A 16,076-nucleotide genomic window follows, 5' to 3' on the forward strand; every position below is an offset into this window, starting at 1 on the left:
AAACGGCCGGCGCGCATGGCTGCGACGCCGGCCGTATGAGCGAGGCTTGCTGGTTCAGGCGCAGTGCGGCTTAGTCTGCAAAGCCCGTCAGCACCAGCTTGCCGATGGCCCGCCCTTCTTCGAGCAGTTGATGCGCGCGGCGCAGATTCGCCGCGTTGATGGCGCCGAGGTCCTGACCGACCGTTGTGCGCAACGTGCCCGCGTCGACGAGACGCGCCACTTCAGTCAGCAGTTTGTGCTGCTCGATCATGTCGGGCGTGCCGAACATCGAACGGGTGAACATGAATTCCCAGTGGAACGCGGCGCTCTTCGCCTTCAGCAGTTCGACCGGCACCGGTTTGCTGTTTTCCACAATCGTGCAGATGCCGCCTTGCGGCTTGATGACTTCGGCCGCCGCGGGGAAGTTCTTGTCGGTGTCGTTGAACATGAGCACGTAATCGACCTCGTCGATCCCCAGCTTTTTCAATTGCGCGGGCATATCGCCGAAGTGATCGACGATGTGATCCGCGCCCAGTTCCGTCGCCCATTTCGCCGATTCGGGCCGCGATGCGGTCGCGATCACCGTGAGCTTCGCAAGTTGCTTCGCCAGTTGAATACCGATCGAACCGACCCCGCCCGCTCCGCCGATAATCAACACGGTCTGCCCCTCATCCGCGCCTTGCGGCGACACGCCGAGGCGGTCGAACAGGGCTTCCCAGGCGGTGATCGCGGTCAACGGCAACGCGGCCGCGTGCGTGAAATCGAGCGACGCGGGCTTGCGCCCGACGATGCGCTCGTCGACTAGGTGGAATTCGCTGTTGGCGCCCGGCCGCGTAATGCTGCCCGCATAGAACACAGGATCACCCACTTTGAACAGCGTCACGTCCGGACCGACCGCGACGACCGTGCCGGCGGCATCCCAGCCGAGTACGCGCGGGGCTTTCTCGACGGTGTCCTTCGGGGCGCGCACCTTGGTGTCGACCGGATTGACGGAAATGGCCTCGACCTTGACCAGCAGATCACGACCGGTGGCCTCGGGCTTGGGGATACCCACATCGACCAAGGCTTCGGCTTGATCAATGGGCAAGTAGCGATAGAGACCGACAGCTTTCATACATGCTCCTGTTCGTTTCAGACGAAATGGGAGGATCGCGATCCTTGCGCAGAGCCTGTCGCGCCGCTGATCAAGGACTTCGATCCCAATGGCGTGATCCTAAGCCGGTTCTTACTTCTTTAAAACCGCGATAATGACTTAAACATCTTTTGGAAATTCAGAAGAATGAATCTGACTGCTCATCCCATGCGTGGCGCTTCAGGCGATCGGGAGCGGCTCGATCTGCTCGATGTCGCCCTGTTCGTGCGTGCGGCTCTGCTGGCCAACGTATCGGCGGCTGGGCGCGAATTCGGTTTGTCGGCCGCGGTGGCCAGCTCACGCATCGCGCAGCTGGAAAAACTGCTCGGCGCGCGCCTGCTGCACCGGACCACCCGCCGCATCAGCCTCACGCAGGATGGTGAAGTCTTCATGTCGCGCGCCGAAGCCCTGCTCGACGCGGCCGGCGCCGCGCGCGCCTCGGTTGGCCGCGCGCAGGCCGAGCCGCAAGGCCGCTTGCGCGTTTCGATGCCGTCGTCGTTCGGGCGGCAACACGTTTCGCCCGTGATCAGCGAATTTCTGCGCCGCTTTCCCGGCGTGAGCGTCGATCTGCGATTGACGGATCAGGTAATCGATCTCGTCGATGCGGGGATCGACGTGGCGATCCGCGTCGGCGTGCTGAAGGATTCGTCACTGGTGGCGCGGCGCCTGGCAGTGAATCGCCGGGTGCTGTGCGCGGCGCCCGCTTACCTTGCCGCGCGTGGTACGCCGCACCATCCTTCGGAGCTTGCGGAACACGAGTGCATGATTCTGTCGGACCAGCGCGACTGGGCCTTCGAAACACCCGCCGGCGCGCTCGAGGTTCGCGTGAGCGGACGGCTTGTCACGGACAACGGCGAAGTGATCCGCGACGCGCTGCTGGCCGGTTTCGGCATCGCGCTCAAATCGACCTGGGACGTGGCGCCGTTTCTGCGCAGCGGCGAACTGGTCAGCGTGCTGGATAGCTATCCGCTGGCCGAGCGCGTGGCCATCTGGGCGGTGTATCCGAGCCGTTCCTTCGTGCCGCCGAAGACGCTCGCCTTTATCGAATTCCTCGCCGCCCATTTCGGCGATCCGCCTTATTGGGATAGGGAACCGGGTTGAGCGGAGGGGCTTTGCGGGAAGGTAATGGCGCGGCTCAACTGAGCGAACGGCCGTGGATGTGGCGGGTGGCGCGGTGGCGCGGTGGCATGTGGCACGGCGGCGTTTTGCCGTTTTGCCGTTTTGCCGTTGTCCCGTTGTGCCGTGGTCCCGTTGTGCCGTGGTCCCGTTGTGCCGTGGTCCCGTTGTGCCGTGGTCCCGTTGCGCCGTAGTTCCGTTGCGCCGCTGTCCCGTCAATGCTTGCCGCGCCCGCCCCCGGCTTCTTTGCCATCGGAATTGACGTCGGCGTGCGCGTCGTTCTGCGTCTTTTCCTGATACTCGTCGCCGCCGCGCCGGTCCGTATCTTTCAGCCCGCGTTCGAGGTCGCGATGCGCCTGCTTACCGACACGGCGCGGGCCGTCCTCGTGCTGGGATTCCGGATGCTGGTCGGTTTCATGCGGCAGCGGCGCGGCAGCCTCCTGCATCGAGCGAGGTTGCTTTCTAGCATGCGGATCGGCCTGCTTGTCGCCGTCCGAGGATTGCGGTGAGGTCTTCATGATGTGCTCCTTTTTGCGTTGAATGAGGTTTGCTGAAGCGCCCTTACTGCGCGCCGTCCAGTCGCTTCTTCATGGCTGCGGTAATGCGCTGGCGTGTTTTCGAGTAGTCCGCCCACGGGTCGCTTTTCAGATAGGCCAGACGCTCGTGCAGATTCTCGATGGTCCACTGATCGCCGCCTGTGGAAGTGGCGACTTCGTCCCACGTCAGCGGCACCGATACGCCCAGCCCCGGACGCGCACGCGCCGAAAATGCGGCGACCGTACTCGAGCCGCGGTTGTTGCGCAGGTAGTCGACGAAGATCTTCTGCTTGCGATTCTGCGCGCCCATCTTCGCGCTGAAGTACTTGGGCAGCGTCGCCGCCATGTGCTGCGCGACGGCTTGCGAAAAATCCTTCACTTCGTCCCAACCGGCCTGCTTCGCGAGCGGCACGACCACGTGCAAGCCTTTACCGCCGCTTGTCTTGCAGAAAGACGTGAGGCCGAGTTCTTCGAGCAGCGAACGCGTCAATTGCGCGGCTTCGATCATGCGCTCCCAACCCAGCGAGGCGTCGGGGTCGAGGTCGAACACCATGCGGTCCGGTTTTTCGATATTCGAGGCGACGGCATTCCAGGTGTGAAATTCGACGGTGCCCATCTGCGCGGCGCCGATCAGCGCCTTGAGCGTGTCGACGGTAATCAGCGGTGGATGCCCCGGATCGAGGCCCGGGTGCTGGGTGACATTCGGAATCGACAGCTTCTGGCTGTGCTTCTGGAAGAACAGTTCACCGCCGATGTCCTCGGGCGCGCGCACCAGCGACACCGGACGGTCCTGCAAATGCGGCAGCATCCAGTTGGCCACAGATTCGTAGTACTGCACGAGATCGATCTTGCGCGTGCCGGTGCTTTTGTCGATAACACGCTCGGGATGCGAGATGCGGACGCCGCCGACTTCGGAGGGGATCGAAGGGGTGTTTGGTTTTGCTGCTGCGTTTGTCCTGGTGGCCGTGTCTTTGGCGGCGGCGGCTTTGGTGCTCGGGGCTTTGGTGCTCGGGGCTTTGGTGCTCGGGGCTTTGGTGCTCGTGGCTTTGCTGCTCGTGGCTTTGCTGCTCGTGGCTTTGCTGCTCGTGGCTTTGGTGCCCGTGGCTTCGGTGCCTGTGGCTTTGGTGCTCGCGGCTTTGGTGCTCGCGGCTTTGGTGCTCGCGGCTTTCGTGCTCGCGGCTTTCGTGCTCGCGGTTTTCGTACCCTTGGCTTTCGTACCCTTGGCTTTCGTACCCGCGGCTTTCGTACCCTTGCCTTTCGTACTCGTGGCATTCATACCCACTGCCTTAGCACCTACGGCCTTGGTGGCCGTCGTTCTCCCCTCGTTCGCACCACTCGCTTCGGACGCCACCGAAGTGCCCGCGGCAGTCTTGCGCGCCGCGCGCTTCTTCGGCACGCCGTCAGAACCAGATTCGGTTTGCTGTTCCACGTCGGCTCCCCTGCGAGGTGATTCCTTGACGATCTGACGCGCCGGCTTGTCGTTGCGCAGACTCACGAACGAAGCCTGACGCACGATGCCATCGCTCGTCCACTCCGCGAAATTGCATTCGGCGACCAGCACCGGTTCCACCCAGTGCACCGGTGTACGGCTGCGCTCGCGCGGCGCTGCGGCAAACGGCATGCGCTGGGTCTCGTGCGCATCCAACTCTTTCTTCACCGAGCGCAGCAGCGCCGCGTCGAAACCGGTGCCTACGCGCCCCGCGTACTGCAATTTGCCGTTGCCGTCGTAGATGCCGAGCAGCAGCGCACCGAACGCCGCGCGGCTGCCGGACGGTTCCGAATAGCCGCCGATCACGAACTCCTGACGTCGGCGGCACTTCAGTTTGATCCACGCCGATGAACGCCCCGACATGTAGCCACTATCGCGCCGCTTGCCGATGATGCCTTCCAACGCCATGTCGCACGCGCTCCTGAGCAGGTCGTCGGCGCTGAAGTCGAAATCATTCGAGAAGCGCAGCACGCTGTCGTCGACCTCCTCCAGCAAGGCGCGCAAAATTGCACGACGCTGTTCGAGCGGCACGCCGCGCAAGTCGTAACCGTTCAGAAACGGTATGTCGAATAGATAGATGACTATGTCTTGTGGACGATTCGAATCGAAGGCATTCTGCAGCGCCTGAAAATTCGGCACGCCGTTGGGGTCCAGCACGACGGCTTCGCCATCGAGCCACGCGCTGTCGATGTCGAGTTGTTCGAACGCCTCGACCTGTTTGCCGAACTTCGCGGTCCAGTCGTTGCCCGCGCGAGTGAACACCTTGACCGAATTTCCCTTGGTCTTCCTGTCGATTCTGACCAGCACACGATAGCCGTCGAACTTGATCTCATACGACCAATCATCGCCGGCGGGCGCCGCGTCGACGAGCGTTGCGAGTTGGGGTTTGAAGCTCGCCGGCAGGCGGGCCGGCACCGCACCCTCGATCGACGGCGAGGCGGCGAGTTCGCGCAGCGATCGCGCGCTGCGCGTCGCTACGATGTCGGGTCGCTTGGGGTCGGCAAGTTCCGATGAAGCGGACTTCGCGCCATTCTTGCCGCCTCGTTTCGCGGTGGATGCCGCGTCCGGTTTCGCGGTGGATTTCGCGGCCGCAGCGGGTTTGCCTGCCGCCTTTTCTGTTGTGCGCTTCGCTGGCACTGTTCTCGACGTTCTGGCACCTGTGCCCGAGGCGGCGCTGCCGTCGAGCACGCTGCCTGGGCGCTTCTTCAATATGTCGTAATCGCTTTCAGCGCGCGCTTCGTCATCGCGTTCCTTGATCAGAAGCCATTGCTCCTTGTCGCCGCTGCCGCGCATATGGCTGCGCACCAGCGTCCAGCCGCCGCGCAGCTTTTCACCGTGCAGCAGGAATTTGAGTTTGCCGGCCGCGTACGCGCGCGTCGCCTCGGCCGTCCCGCCAACCGGCTCCCACGTGCCGCGATCCCATACGATCACGCTGCCCGCGCCGTAATTGCCTGGCGGAATTTCTCCTTCAAACGACCCGTACTCGACCGGATGGTCTTCGACATGCACCGCGAGCCGCTTCACCGACGGGTCGAGGCTCGGCCCTTTCGGCACCGCCCACGACAGGAGCGTGCCGTTCAGCTCGAGCCGGAAGTCGTAGTGCAAACGACGTGCGTCGTGCTCCTGAATCACGTACGAGAGCGCATCGGCGGATGACTGTCTGGTCGTCTTCCGGCTGCCTTGTTTGCGGGCCACGCGCATGCCCGACGGCTCCGGCGTTTCGTCGAAGCGACGCTTGCGGGTGTAGGTATCGAGTCTGTCGTTCATGACGATGGTGGCGTTGCTCGCAAGCGGCGTGGACGCGAGGCTGACAATCAAGCCGCCGCGCGACGCTTGCGCGTGGCCGGCGTCGAAGCAGTCTTGGCGCTCGCACGGCTGCCTGCGCTGCTGCGCGTTGTTGCCGTACTCGCGGAGCGCGCGGCGCGCGGTTTCTTTCGGGCCGGGGCCGCCGTTTCGGCTTCGCTATCGGCGTCGTCTTCATCATCGTCCGCGGCGCGCTTGCGACTGGTCGACGCCGGCTGCTTGCTCTTGCCACGTCCCAAGCTGCGTTTGAGCAGATCCGACAGATCGAGAATATCGGCGGACTGACGCGACTCGTGCGGCGCTTCGACCTCGGTGATTTCCTCGGTCTTGCCTGCGCGAATCTTGCGATCGACGAGCGCCATGATGTCGTCGCGGAAGGTGTCGTGATACTGCGACGGATCCCATTTGTCGCTCATATCGTCGATCAGCTTCTTCGCCATGTCGAGTTCGCGCGTTGACACTCCCGCGGCTTTCATGCCCTCGGGCGGCAGCTTGAATTCGTCGAAGTCGCGCACTTCGGCAGCCCAGCGCAATGTGTTCAGCGCGAGCACCGGACCGACCGGTATCAACGCAGCAAGATGCTGCTTGTTATGCAGCACGACGCTCGCCACGCCGATCTTGCCCGACGCCTTCATGGCTTCGCGCAACAGCGCATAGACTTTTTCGCCCTTACGGTCGGGGGTGAGGAAATACGGCGTGTCTAGATAGAGAAACGAAATGTCCGGAGCATCGACGAACGCGAGGATATCGACCGTTTGCGTCGACTCGGGGTTCGCTGAGCGAATCTCGTCGTCCGACAGCACGACGTACTTGTCTTTCTCGTACTCGAAGCCGCGCACGATGTTATCGCGCGTCACATCCTTGCCGGTGCGCTTGTTGATCTGCTTGTAGCCGATCGGATCGATGGTGCGCTTGTCGAGCAGATTGAAGCCGACCTTCTCCGATTGCGTTGCCGGATACAACTGCACCGGCACGTGAACGAGGCCGAAGCTGATTGCGCCTTTCCAGATCATGTGTGCCATCGTGCGCTCCCGTGGGCCTAGGACCTGAAGCGAAGCAGCAAGCGTGCCACGGCATTCCGGCCAAAGCCAGCAGGCGCCGACGGCTGGGCGCTCTCACACTCAGGCTGTAAGTCTTGCGTCAATCCGGCAAAAGCTACGCCGTTCCGGGCTTTGCGGTTTAAGGCTTTTGCCGGGCCAAGGCTTCTGCCAGCTCAACGCGATTCAAGCCAGCTCAACGCGATTCAAGCCAGCTCAAACCGCCTCAAGCTCGATCGGCACCGCGGCAAAGCCTCGAAATCGCACTCGGCCGCCGCGCGTCGGCTCGCCGCTCAGTCGATACGCCGGAAAACGCTGCACGAACCGGCCAATCGCAATGCGCGCCTCGAGCCGCGCGAGCGACAACCCGGCGCACTGATGAATGCCGAAGCCGAACGCCAGGTGCCGGTTCGGATCACGGCGGATGTCGAAGCGATCCGGATCCTCGAACTGTTCCGGATCGCGATTGGCCGCGCCGATGCACAGCGTAACCGGCGTGCCGCGCGCCACCGCGATGCCGCCGATCTCGGTGTCGACGGTCGCCATGCGGTTGCCCAGCTGATTCGAACTCTCGAAGCGCAGACATTCCTCCACCGCCGTTCCGATCAGCGACGGCTCGCGCAGCAACGCCGCACGCTCTTGCGGCCATTGCGTCAGCGTGACGAGTCCGTTGCCGATCAGATTCGTGGTCGTCTCATGTCCCGCGTTCAGAATGAAAATGCAGTTTTGCAGCAACTCCGCTTCGGACAGCTGCTCGCCGCCCTCTTCGCCCTGGATCAGGCGCGTCAGTACGTCATGTTGCGGATCGCCCGGCTCGCGGCGGCGTCGCGCGACCAGATCGCGCAGATAGTCGACGAATTCGCTCACCGCGCGATTGCCCCGCTCGAGTTGCGCCTCGGTGAGCGACGGCTCGAGCGCGCCGAGTATCGCGAGCGACCAGTCACGCAACGGCTCGCGCTCCGCGTGCGGCACGTCCAGCAGATTGCCGATGATCTCGACCGGAATCGCCGACGCGAACTCGGCGATCAGATCGATCCGGCCGCGTTTGGCGGCGGCATCGAGCAAGCCGTCGACGAGGCGCACCAGCCCCGGCTCCATGGCCGCGATGGCGCGCGCAGTCAGCGCACCGGCGATCAGCTTGCGCACGCGAGTATGGCGTGGCGGATCGTTGAAGACAAGACTCGTGGTGTGATGCGTGTAGAGCGGCGAATCGCCGTATTTCGGCTTGAATTCGACGGTCTTGTCGGAGCTGAAAGTCTTAGGATCCCGGTAAACCGCCTGCACGTCGCGAAACCGCGTTAGAAACAGCGAGCCGTCCGGCATGCGCTTGACCGGTTCGTGGGTTCGCAATGCGTGATAAACCGGATAGGGATCGGCATAGAAAGCGGGATTCAGGTGGCGCAGATCGAAGTCGCGCGCAAGAGTGGATGCGTCGCCGGCGGTCGCCTGGGGCATGCGTTGTCTCCGTGGTAGTGCGCCTCGTTAAGGGTGCCGGTGCATTCGCGGGCCGGCCATTGCGCCTCGCGAAGGCGCGAATGGGACGGCCGGTGCGTGTAATGGCTGCGAGGCGTCGTTCGATGCGCCAGTATGAACCGCGCGCCGGAGGATTGCACGGCGCAATGCACGGTGGCGCCTCCGGCAGTTCCAGCGGAGCGCGAGAGGCGATGCCGACCGGCGAACCGTTACAATAACGGGATTTTCCGCGCGCCCCGCGCGCCCGTCCTTTCCTGCGTCATTGCGTCGTCGTCCATGAACCTCGTCATTCAAAGCCCTGCGCCCCTTTCCGCCGACCATCAAAAAACGCTCGTCGCGCTCGCGCGCGGTTCGCACGCCAGCGTCATCGACGCCAACGCGATTCGCATTGCCGACGCAAGCGTCGCTCAACGTGGCGACCTCGACGTCTATTGCGGCACCCATCAACTGGACTACGCGTTTGTCGAAGCCGGCCGCCAACTGCGCGACTTCGGGCTGGTGGCGATGGACATGGATTCGACGCTGATCACCATTGAATGCATTGACGAAATCGCGGACTTCTGCGGATTGAAAAGCGAAGTGTCCGCGATCACCGAGGCCGCAATGCGCGGCGAAATCAAGGACTTCAACGAAAGCCTGACGCGCCGCGTGGCGCTGCTCAAAGGGCTCGACGCAAGCGCGCTCGAACGGGTGTACGAAGAGCGGCTGAAACTTTCGCCGGGCGCAGAGCAGATGCTGGCGGGCGCGAAGGCGGCTGGTTTGAAAACGCTGCTGGTGTCGGGCGGATTCACGTTCTTCACCGAAAAACTGAGGGCGCGTCTCGGTCTCGATTTCACGCGCGCGAACACGCTTGAAATCGTGGACGGCAAACTGACCGGCAAGGTGATCGGCGAGATCGTCAACGCCGATGTCAAAGCCCGCACGCTTCGCGAAACATGCGCGCAATTGGGCGTTGAACCAGGCCGCTCGATTGCCATGGGCGATGGCTCGAACGATCTGAAGATGATGGCTGACGCCGGTCTCTCCGTTGCGTTCCGTGCGAAGCCGGTGGTGCGCGAAGCGGCAAGCGTAGCGTTCAACCATGTGGGGTTGGACGGGTTGCTGCGGCTGTTCTGATACCTTTTCGAAGGCTGTTCTGATACCTTTTCGAAGGCTGTTTGAAGGCTGTTCGAAGGCTGTTTGATGCGCTGGCCGATGCAATGGCGGCCGGCGCCAGCATGGCTCTATTTTTTCACAATGCCCGTTGAGAGCGTCAACATAAGGCTAATCGCATCGAGGCTTGCGATGATCGTGATCCACATCAAAAAGCGCGGGTAAATTTTCTCGGACACCAGCCACAACGAGAATTTCTTCATGATTGCCTCCTTGAGAGGATCAGTATCAATGCTGCACTATCTAAAAAATCTAGATCAGCTGCACATGTAGGGATGCTAATAAAGCTGCGGCAATCACCGTGAAGAAAACGGAGAGGACGATCTCGGTGGGCGAAAAGCTTCCATCAGTAAATAAGCTGTTTCGCCGCGGCATCGCACACCAGAACAGTTGACCGTCTTTCACCGAGCCGGCAATCAGCGCCTTTGCCACGCGCCAACCGTGCGCGGGCGCGACAAGGGTTAGCGTAAAGATCGGGCCGATGATCAGCACGCCGAGATTCAGCAACATCCAGAAGAAAAGATTCATCGAAGCTCACCATGGTGCGGCAACCTTGAGTTGGAATGCACGCCATCGTAGCGTCGGGATATCATGCTGAACATTCAGCCGAATGGTTAGGCTTACTGGCTATCGTGACAACAAAAAGTGACAACAAAAAAGCCCGCCGGAAACATGTCCCGACGGGCTCACTGATCCTGAGAAAAAACGTCGCCTGAAACGTTCAACCCAGCGCGACCAGCGACTGCTCGATATCCGCACGCAGATCCGCTTCGGTTTCGAGACCGATATAAAACCGCACCAAGGTGCCGCGATGCGGCCATTGCCCCGCGGTGCGCATCGACGCGACGTCATACGGCATTGCAAGGCTGTGCGCGCCGCCCCAGCTCCAGCCGAGCGAGAACAGTTCGAGCGATTCGCAGAACGTGTCGATTTGAGCCGGGCTGTAGCGGCCGTCGAACACAACTGAAAAGAGCCCGCCCGCGCCCGTGAAGTCGCGCTTGAAAAATTCGTGCCCCGGACAGTCCGGCAGCGCCGGGTGCAACACGGCGGCAATTTCCGGCCGCGTCTTCAACCATTTGGCCAATCCGAGCGCCGCGCGGTCATGCTGCTCGAAGCGCAACTGCATGGTCGGCAGACTGCGCAGAATCAGCGAACAGTCGTCCGACGAGACCCCGATGCCCATGCGCATACGCGCCGCCTTCAGCTTCAGGTGCAGTTCGCGATCGACGGTAATGGTGGCGCCCATCAGCACATCGCCACCGCCCGACTGGTATTTGGTCAACGCCTGCACCGAAATATCGACGCCATGATCGAACGGCCGGAAACCGAGCCCCGCGGACCACGTATTGTCGATGGCGGTGACGACGTTTCGTGCGCGTGCCACGGCGGTGATAGCGGGCACGTCGGCGACTTCCATCGTCACCGAGCCGGGCGCTTCGAGCCAGATGAGGCGCGTAGTCGGCCGGATCAGATCGGCAATGCCCGCGCCGATCATCGGATCGTAATAGCGCACCGTGACGCCAAAATCGCGCGCCAGCCAATCGCCGTGATCGCGGTTCGGCGAATAGACGTTATCGGGAATCAGCACGTCGTCGCCTGACTTGACGAGGCCGAAATACACATTCGAAATCGACGACAAGCCCGACGGCTGCAACAACGCGTGATTGCCGCCCTCGATGGTCGCGAGGCGCTGCGCCAGCGCAAGCGAAGTCGGCGTGGCATGCAGGCCGTAGCGCCATTGCGCGTCGTTTTTCCAGTCGAGCGCACGCATGGTCGCGAGATCGGGAAACACGACCGTCGAAGCCCGCGTGACCGGCATCGAGAATGATTCGAAGCCCGGCGTAAGCTGGTCTTCGGCACGCACGATACGGGTTTGCAGATCGCGTTGGAGTTTGGATTGGGTCATGGTGTGTTTCGGAGAGAATCTGACGGAAACGGAGGGCACGCGAATTCGGGGCGCGCCGCACACGCAAGATTAGCCGAGCCGGTTGGATTTCGCTTATCGGACAGCGCGAGTCGGCGGGCCGAGGAAGCCCGCGTGGCCGGGTTCACTCGCCGGTTTGCAAGTTGCTGACGCCGCCGACGGCGTGGCCGCCAACGGCAGTTGCCGGAGCCGGAGCCGTGGATGCGCCTGCGGCAGGCTGGGTCGCAGCCTTGTTCGCCGCGCTCGCCGGCGCGCCGGGCGGCGGCACCGCCTGCCCTGCCGCCAACGGCTTGAGATCGAATGGCTGCGGGTCGGAATCGTCGACGTTCATGCGGTCGCCCGCCACCGAGCCGTCTGCCGCGAACTTGCCGACCCAGTTGCCGGTGATATGGGTGCCGTCGTTCGATTCCTCGACTTCGAGCGTGTCGCCGTCGCGGTCGCCGGCGATCAGGATCACTTCGCCGGTGTCCGTGTACTGATACTCGCCGTGCACGCCGGCAGGATCGTCGGATTTCGGGCCGAGCTTCAGCACGATCTGGCGCGAGCCCAGCATGCCGGCGTAGCGCGGGAACTTCGCGAATTCAGCACTGGGCTTGAGCGGCAACTGGATCGGCGCGGGTGCCGCCAACTCCTTCACCGCGTCGCTTTCCGCCCATGCCTGGGCGGGCATCACCACCGTCGCGCCCGCACACAGCAACGCGGCAACGGTCGCTATTGCCCAACCGCGCCGACGCATCGCACCCTTCATCGCTTTCAGTTCCCGCATCCGTTCATTCCTTATTGCTCGATACTGCCGCTACGCGCAGCGCTTCATATCCGTTCGAAGATCGCCGCAATACCCTGCCCGCCGCCAATGCACATCGTGACCAGCGCATAGCGGCCGCCGATCCGCTGCAATTCATACAGCGCCTTGACGGTGATGAGCGCGCCAGTCGCGCCGATCGGGTGCCCGAGCGAAATGCCCGAGCCGTTCGGATTGACCTTGGCGGGATCGAAGCCCAGCTCCTTGCTGACCGCGCAGGCCTGCGCGGCGAACGCTTCGTTCGCCTCGATCACGTCGAGGTCGGCGACCGTCAGGCCGGCCCGCTCCAGCGCGCGGCGCGTGGCCGGCACCGGGCCGATGCCCATGTACGCCGGATCGACACCTGCATGCGCATACGACACGAGGCGCGCCAGCGGCTTGATGCCCCGCTGTTCAGCGACGCCGCGCTCCATCAGCACCACGGCCGCGGCGGCGTCGTTAATGCCCGACGCGTTGCCGGCCGTCACTGTGCCGTTCTCTTTCACGAACACGGGCTTCAGCTTGGAGAAATCTTCGGCCGATGCGTTCATGCGCGCGTGCTCGTCCGTGTCGAACACGACGTCGCCTTTTTTCGACGGGATCGTGATCGGCAGGATCTGTTCCTTGAAGTAGCCTTTCGTGATCGCGTTGGCCGCGCGGCGATGCGATTCGAGCGCGAGCGCGTCCTGCGTTTCACGCGAGATCTCGTACTTGCGCGCGACGTTCTCGGCGGTCACGCCCATGTGGATCGCCTGGAACGGATCGTTCAGCGCACCGACCATCATGTCGACGAGGCGCGCGTCGCCCATGCGCTGACCGAAGCGCGCGGCAGGCATGGAGTACGGCGCGCGGCTCATGTTTTCCGCGCCGCCGCCGATCGCGATGTCGGCGTCGCCGAGGAGCACGCTTTGCGCGGCCGAGACAATGGCCTGCAGGCCGGAGCCGCACAGGCGGTTCACGGTCAGGGCCGGCGCGTGTTGCGCGACACCGCCGTTGATCGCCGCCACGCGCGCCAGATACATGTCTTTCGCTTCGGTATGCACGACGTTGCCGAACACCACATGGCCGACTTCGTCGCCCGACACGCTGGCGCGGGCCAGCGCGTCACGCACAACGCGTGCGCCGAGATCGGTTGGCGAAAAATCCTTCAGACTGCCGCCGAAAGCGCCAATTGCCGTGCGCACACCGCTAACCACCACTACGTCTCGTTGCATCGCTCGCTCCTTCTTTAGTCTCTCAGGATGATTTTGCCTCGGCGGGCCCGCGTCGCAACGCCCGTGTTCAGCCCGCCAGAAGTTGTTCGACTGTTGCGCGCGAAGGAATCGGCGCCACCGCGCCGTAACCTTGCGTGGACAGCGCCGCCGCGACGTTCGCATAACGTGCCGCCGCAAACGGATCGTCACCCGCCACGATCCGCGCGATGAACGCGCCGCCGAAGCAGTCGCCCGCGCCGGTTGCATCGACCGCGTTGACGACGTGGCCCGGCACCACACGCCGTTCGTTCGGCGTGGCGATATATGAGCCTTCCTTGCCGAGCTTGAGCGCGACCACGCGCGGACCGTGCGACAGCAGGAAATCGACGATCTCGTCACGGCCGGTCAGACCCGTGAGTTCCGTAACATCGTCCCAGCTTGGCAGGCAGATGTCGGTCTGGCGAATGGCTTCGAGCATCACCGCGCGCGCCCGCGCGAGCGGCCACAGCTTCAGGCGAAGATTGGTGTCGAAGCTCACGCGCACGCCATTGGCGCGCGCATGCGCGATCGCTTCGAGCGCCGCATCGCAAGCGCTCAGGCTGATCGCGAGGCTGATGCCGGACAGATGAATCACCTTGGCCGCGGCAATCGCCTCTAGCGGCAGATCGTGTGGCGCATAACGGCTCGCGGCCGAACCGGCGCGCAGATAGTCGAACGCGTGGCCATTCGGACCGTGGGACACGAAATACACGCCGGTAGGCGCGTGCGGATCGACCCGCACCAGCGAGGTATCAACCTGTTCACGTTCCCACAGATCGACCAGCAAACGCCCGAAATGATCCGCACCGACCGCGGAGACGAAACCCGTCCGCGCGCCTTGCCGGGCGGCTGCGATACAAAAATTCGACGTATCGCCGCCGAAGCCTTGCAGGTAGTTCGGCTCGTCTTTGGCCGACTGGTTGAATTCGATCATCGCCTCGCCGAGCGCGAGGATGTCGGGGCGCTGAACTTCCGGCGTTGCAGGCATGCTTGCCGCCATTGCTTAAACCTCGCCCCACAGGTCGTGACCGTCGGCGCCGGTGATCTTCACCGACACGAAGTCGCCGACCTTGTAGCGCTTGGACGCCTTGACGGCCGGCGCGATATACACGACGCCGTCGATCTCCGGCGCGTCCGCCGCGGTGCGGCCGATGCCGCCGTCCGCGTTGATCTCGTCGACCAGCACCTTCAGTGTCTTGCCGACCTTCTTCGCGATACGTTTGGCCGACACTTCTTCGGCGACTTCCATGAAACGCGCGCGGCGCTCTTCGCGCACTTCGTCGGGCAATGCGCCGTCGAGTTCGTTGGCCGTTGCGCCTTCGACCGGCGAGTACGCAAAGCAGCCGACGCGGTCGAGTTCCGCTTCGCGGATGAAATCGAGCAACGTCTGGAACTGCTCTTCGGTCTCACCCGGAAAGCCGGCGATGAACGTGCTGCGGATGGTCAGATCCGGGCACATCTCGCGCCACTTCTTCACGCGCTCCATCACCTTCTCGGCGTTGGCCGGGCGCTTCATGCGCTTCAGGACTTCCGGATGCGCGTGCTGGAACGGCACGTCGAGATACGGCAGCACGTGGCCCTTGTACGGGCCTTCGGCCATCATGGGGATCACTTCGTCCACGCTCGGATACGGATACACGTAATGCAGACGCACCCATGCGCCGTATTGCGCGGCGAGTTCGCCGAGCGCGCCGACCAGGTCGGTCATGCGCGTCTTGATCGGCTTGCCGTTCCAGAAACCGGTGCGGTATTTGACGTCGACGCCATACGCGCTCGTGTCCTGCGAAATCACCAGCAGTTCCTTCACGCCCGACTTGAACAGATTTTCCGCTTCGAGCATCACGTCGGCGACGGGACGCGACACCAGGTCGCCGCGCATGGACGGGATGATGCAGAACGTGCAGCGGTGATTACAGCCTTCGGAAATCTTCAGGTACGCGTAGTGGCGCGGCGTGAGCTTCACGCCGGCGGCGGGCACCAGGTCGACGAACGGATCGTGCGGCTTCGGCAGATGGGTGTGCACGTGCTGCATGACTTCGCCGAGCGCGTGCGGACCGGTCACGGCCAGCACCTTGGGATGCACTTCTTCGATCAGCCCCGAGCCGCTCGCGCTCTTCTTGGCGCCGAGGCAGCCGGTCACGATCACCTTGCCATTTTCGTTGAGCGCTTCGCCGATCGCGTCGAGGCTTTCCTGCACCGCTTCGTCGATGAAGCCGCAGGTGTTGACGACCACGAGGTCCGCGCCGTCGTACGTGCCGGAAATCTCGTAACCTTCGGCGCGCAGTTGGGTGATGATCTGCTCGGAATCAACCAGGGCTTTCGGGCAGCCGAGCGAGACAAAGCCAACCTTCGGCGTGGCATTCGGGGCAATCGGGGGGGTGGCAGACATGGGGAACCGCTTGAAGACGTTAAACCCTGAATT

At 63.2% G+C, this 16,076-nt stretch carries 14 protein-coding genes; 2 read left to right on the forward strand and 12 right to left on the reverse strand.

Annotated elements, in window-relative coordinates; translation table 11 throughout:
• Positions 1 to 70: 70 nt before the first annotated feature.
• Entirely contained in the window at positions 71 to 1,093 is a 1,023-nt protein-coding gene (locus P0D68_RS08350; protein ID WP_408292908.1) for a zinc-binding alcohol dehydrogenase family protein, read from the reverse strand.
• A 165-nt stretch (positions 1,094 to 1,258) separates the two neighbouring features.
• Between P0D68_RS08350 and P0D68_RS08355 the strand changes: the two genes are divergently transcribed.
• A complete protein-coding gene (locus P0D68_RS08355; protein WP_408292911.1) occupies positions 1,259 to 2,212 on the forward strand; it encodes a LysR family transcriptional regulator in 954 nt (317 codons plus the stop codon).
• A gap of 230 nt (positions 2,213 to 2,442) precedes the next feature.
• Here the strand turns inward: P0D68_RS08355 and P0D68_RS08360 are convergent, their stop codons facing one another.
• The 4 genes from P0D68_RS08360 to P0D68_RS08375 form a co-directional block, all read right to left on the reverse strand.
• Complete coding sequence (locus P0D68_RS08360) at positions 2,443 to 2,745, reverse strand: hypothetical protein (protein ID WP_408292914.1); 303 nt, start codon at positions 2,743 to 2,745, stop codon at positions 2,443 to 2,445.
• A gap of 43 nt (positions 2,746 to 2,788) precedes the next feature.
• Complete coding sequence (gene ligD / locus P0D68_RS08365) at positions 2,789 to 6,019, reverse strand: non-homologous end-joining DNA ligase (protein WP_408293630.1); 3,231 nt, start codon at positions 6,017 to 6,019, stop codon at positions 2,789 to 2,791.
• A 47-nt stretch (positions 6,020 to 6,066) separates the two neighbouring features.
• Positions 6,067 to 7,077 carry a non-homologous end joining protein Ku gene (gene ku / locus P0D68_RS08370; RefSeq protein ID WP_408292917.1) on the reverse strand — a complete coding sequence of 337 codons (1,011 nt, stop codon included), beginning with the start codon at positions 7,075 to 7,077 and terminating at the stop codon, positions 6,067 to 6,069.
• A 231-nt stretch (positions 7,078 to 7,308) separates the two neighbouring features.
• The gene (locus tag P0D68_RS08375; protein WP_408292920.1) at positions 7,309 to 8,547 is read right to left on the reverse strand and encodes a cytochrome P450; all 1,239 of its coding nucleotides are present in this window, start codon (positions 8,545 to 8,547) and stop codon (positions 7,309 to 7,311) included.
• 294 nt (positions 8,548 to 8,841) lie between these two features.
• Here P0D68_RS08375 and serB point away from each other — a divergent pair, with 294 nt between their 5' ends.
• The gene (gene serB / locus P0D68_RS08380) at positions 8,842 to 9,681 is read left to right on the forward strand and encodes a phosphoserine phosphatase SerB (RefSeq protein WP_408292923.1); all 840 of its coding nucleotides are present in this window, start codon (positions 8,842 to 8,844) and stop codon (positions 9,679 to 9,681) included.
• A gap of 107 nt (positions 9,682 to 9,788) precedes the next feature.
• Here the strand turns inward: serB and P0D68_RS08385 are convergent, their stop codons facing one another.
• The 7 genes from P0D68_RS08385 to rimO all read right to left on the reverse strand — a co-directional run bounded on the left by P0D68_RS08385 (position 9,789) and on the right by rimO (position 16,043).
• Positions 9,789 to 9,920 carry a hypothetical protein gene (locus P0D68_RS08385; RefSeq protein WP_286161944.1) on the reverse strand — a complete coding sequence of 44 codons (132 nt, stop codon included), beginning with the start codon at positions 9,918 to 9,920 and terminating at the stop codon, positions 9,789 to 9,791.
• Positions 9,921 to 9,969: 49 nt separating this feature from the next.
• Entirely contained in the window at positions 9,970 to 10,245 is a 276-nt protein-coding gene (locus P0D68_RS08390; protein WP_408292926.1) for a hypothetical protein, read from the reverse strand.
• Between the two features lie 193 nt (positions 10,246 to 10,438).
• The gene (locus P0D68_RS08395) at positions 10,439 to 11,623 is read right to left on the reverse strand and encodes a cystathionine beta-lyase (RefSeq protein ID WP_408292929.1); all 1,185 of its coding nucleotides are present in this window, start codon (positions 11,621 to 11,623) and stop codon (positions 10,439 to 10,441) included.
• A 142-nt stretch (positions 11,624 to 11,765) separates the two neighbouring features.
• Positions 11,766 to 12,407, reverse strand: a complete 642-nt coding sequence (locus tag P0D68_RS08400) for a hypothetical protein (RefSeq protein ID WP_408292932.1) — start codon at positions 12,405 to 12,407, stop codon at positions 11,766 to 11,768.
• Positions 12,408 to 12,451: 44 nt separating this feature from the next.
• Complete coding sequence (gene bktB / locus P0D68_RS08405; RefSeq protein ID WP_408292934.1) at positions 12,452 to 13,636, reverse strand: beta-ketothiolase BktB; 1,185 nt, start codon at positions 13,634 to 13,636, stop codon at positions 12,452 to 12,454.
• A 67-nt stretch (positions 13,637 to 13,703) separates the two neighbouring features.
• Entirely contained in the window at positions 13,704 to 14,654 is a 951-nt protein-coding gene (locus tag P0D68_RS08410; protein ID WP_408183266.1) for a sugar kinase, read from the reverse strand.
• Positions 14,655 to 14,657: 3 nt separating this feature from the next.
• The gene (gene rimO, locus P0D68_RS08415) at positions 14,658 to 16,043 is read right to left on the reverse strand and encodes a 30S ribosomal protein S12 methylthiotransferase RimO (RefSeq protein ID WP_408468267.1); all 1,386 of its coding nucleotides are present in this window, start codon (positions 16,041 to 16,043) and stop codon (positions 14,658 to 14,660) included.
• Between the last annotated feature and the right edge of the window lie 33 nt (positions 16,044 to 16,076).

The sequence above is a fragment of the Paraburkholderia sp. RL17-380-BIE-A genome (assembly GCF_046028085.1).
In the GTDB taxonomy this organism is placed as follows: domain Bacteria; phylum Pseudomonadota; class Gammaproteobacteria; order Burkholderiales; family Burkholderiaceae; genus Paraburkholderia.

Bases quoted from the DNA above. Each gene is read 5' to 3' on its own strand.
- P0D68_RS08410 (WP_408183266.1), bottom strand. From the start codon at position 14,654: ATGGCGGCAAGCATGCCTGCAACGCCGGAAGTTCAGCGCCCCGACATC.
- P0D68_RS08355 (WP_408292911.1), top strand. From the start codon at position 1,259: ATGAATCTGACTGCTCATCCCATGCGTGGCGCTTCAGGCGATCGGGAG.
- serB (WP_408292923.1), top strand. From the start codon at position 8,842: ATGAACCTCGTCATTCAAAGCCCTGCGCCCCTTTCCGCCGACCATCAA.
- P0D68_RS08390 (WP_408292926.1), bottom strand. From the start codon at position 10,245: ATGAATCTTTTCTTCTGGATGTTGCTGAATCTCGGCGTGCTGATCATC.
- bktB (WP_408292934.1), bottom strand. From the start codon at position 13,636: ATGCAACGAGACGTAGTGGTGGTTAGCGGTGTGCGCACGGCAATTGGC.
- P0D68_RS08385 (WP_286161944.1), bottom strand. From the start codon at position 9,920: ATGAAGAAATTCTCGTTGTGGCTGGTGTCCGAGAAAATTTACCCGCGC.
- P0D68_RS08395 (WP_408292929.1), bottom strand. From the start codon at position 11,623: ATGACCCAATCCAAACTCCAACGCGATCTGCAAACCCGTATCGTGCGT.
- rimO (WP_408468267.1), bottom strand. From the start codon at position 16,043: ATGTCTGCCACCCCCCCGATTGCCCCGAATGCCACGCCGAAGGTTGGC.
- P0D68_RS08400 (WP_408292932.1), bottom strand. From the start codon at position 12,407: ATGCGGGAACTGAAAGCGATGAAGGGTGCGATGCGTCGGCGCGGTTGG.
- ku (WP_408292917.1), bottom strand. From the start codon at position 7,077: ATGGCACACATGATCTGGAAAGGCGCAATCAGCTTCGGCCTCGTTCAC.
- P0D68_RS08360 (WP_408292914.1), bottom strand. From the start codon at position 2,745: ATGAAGACCTCACCGCAATCCTCGGACGGCGACAAGCAGGCCGATCCG.
- P0D68_RS08375 (WP_408292920.1), bottom strand. From the start codon at position 8,547: ATGCCCCAGGCGACCGCCGGCGACGCATCCACTCTTGCGCGCGACTTC.
- P0D68_RS08350 (WP_408292908.1), bottom strand. From the start codon at position 1,093: ATGAAAGCTGTCGGTCTCTATCGCTACTTGCCCATTGATCAAGCCGAA.
- ligD (WP_408293630.1), bottom strand. From the start codon at position 6,019: ATGAACGACAGACTCGATACCTACACCCGCAAGCGTCGCTTCGACGAA.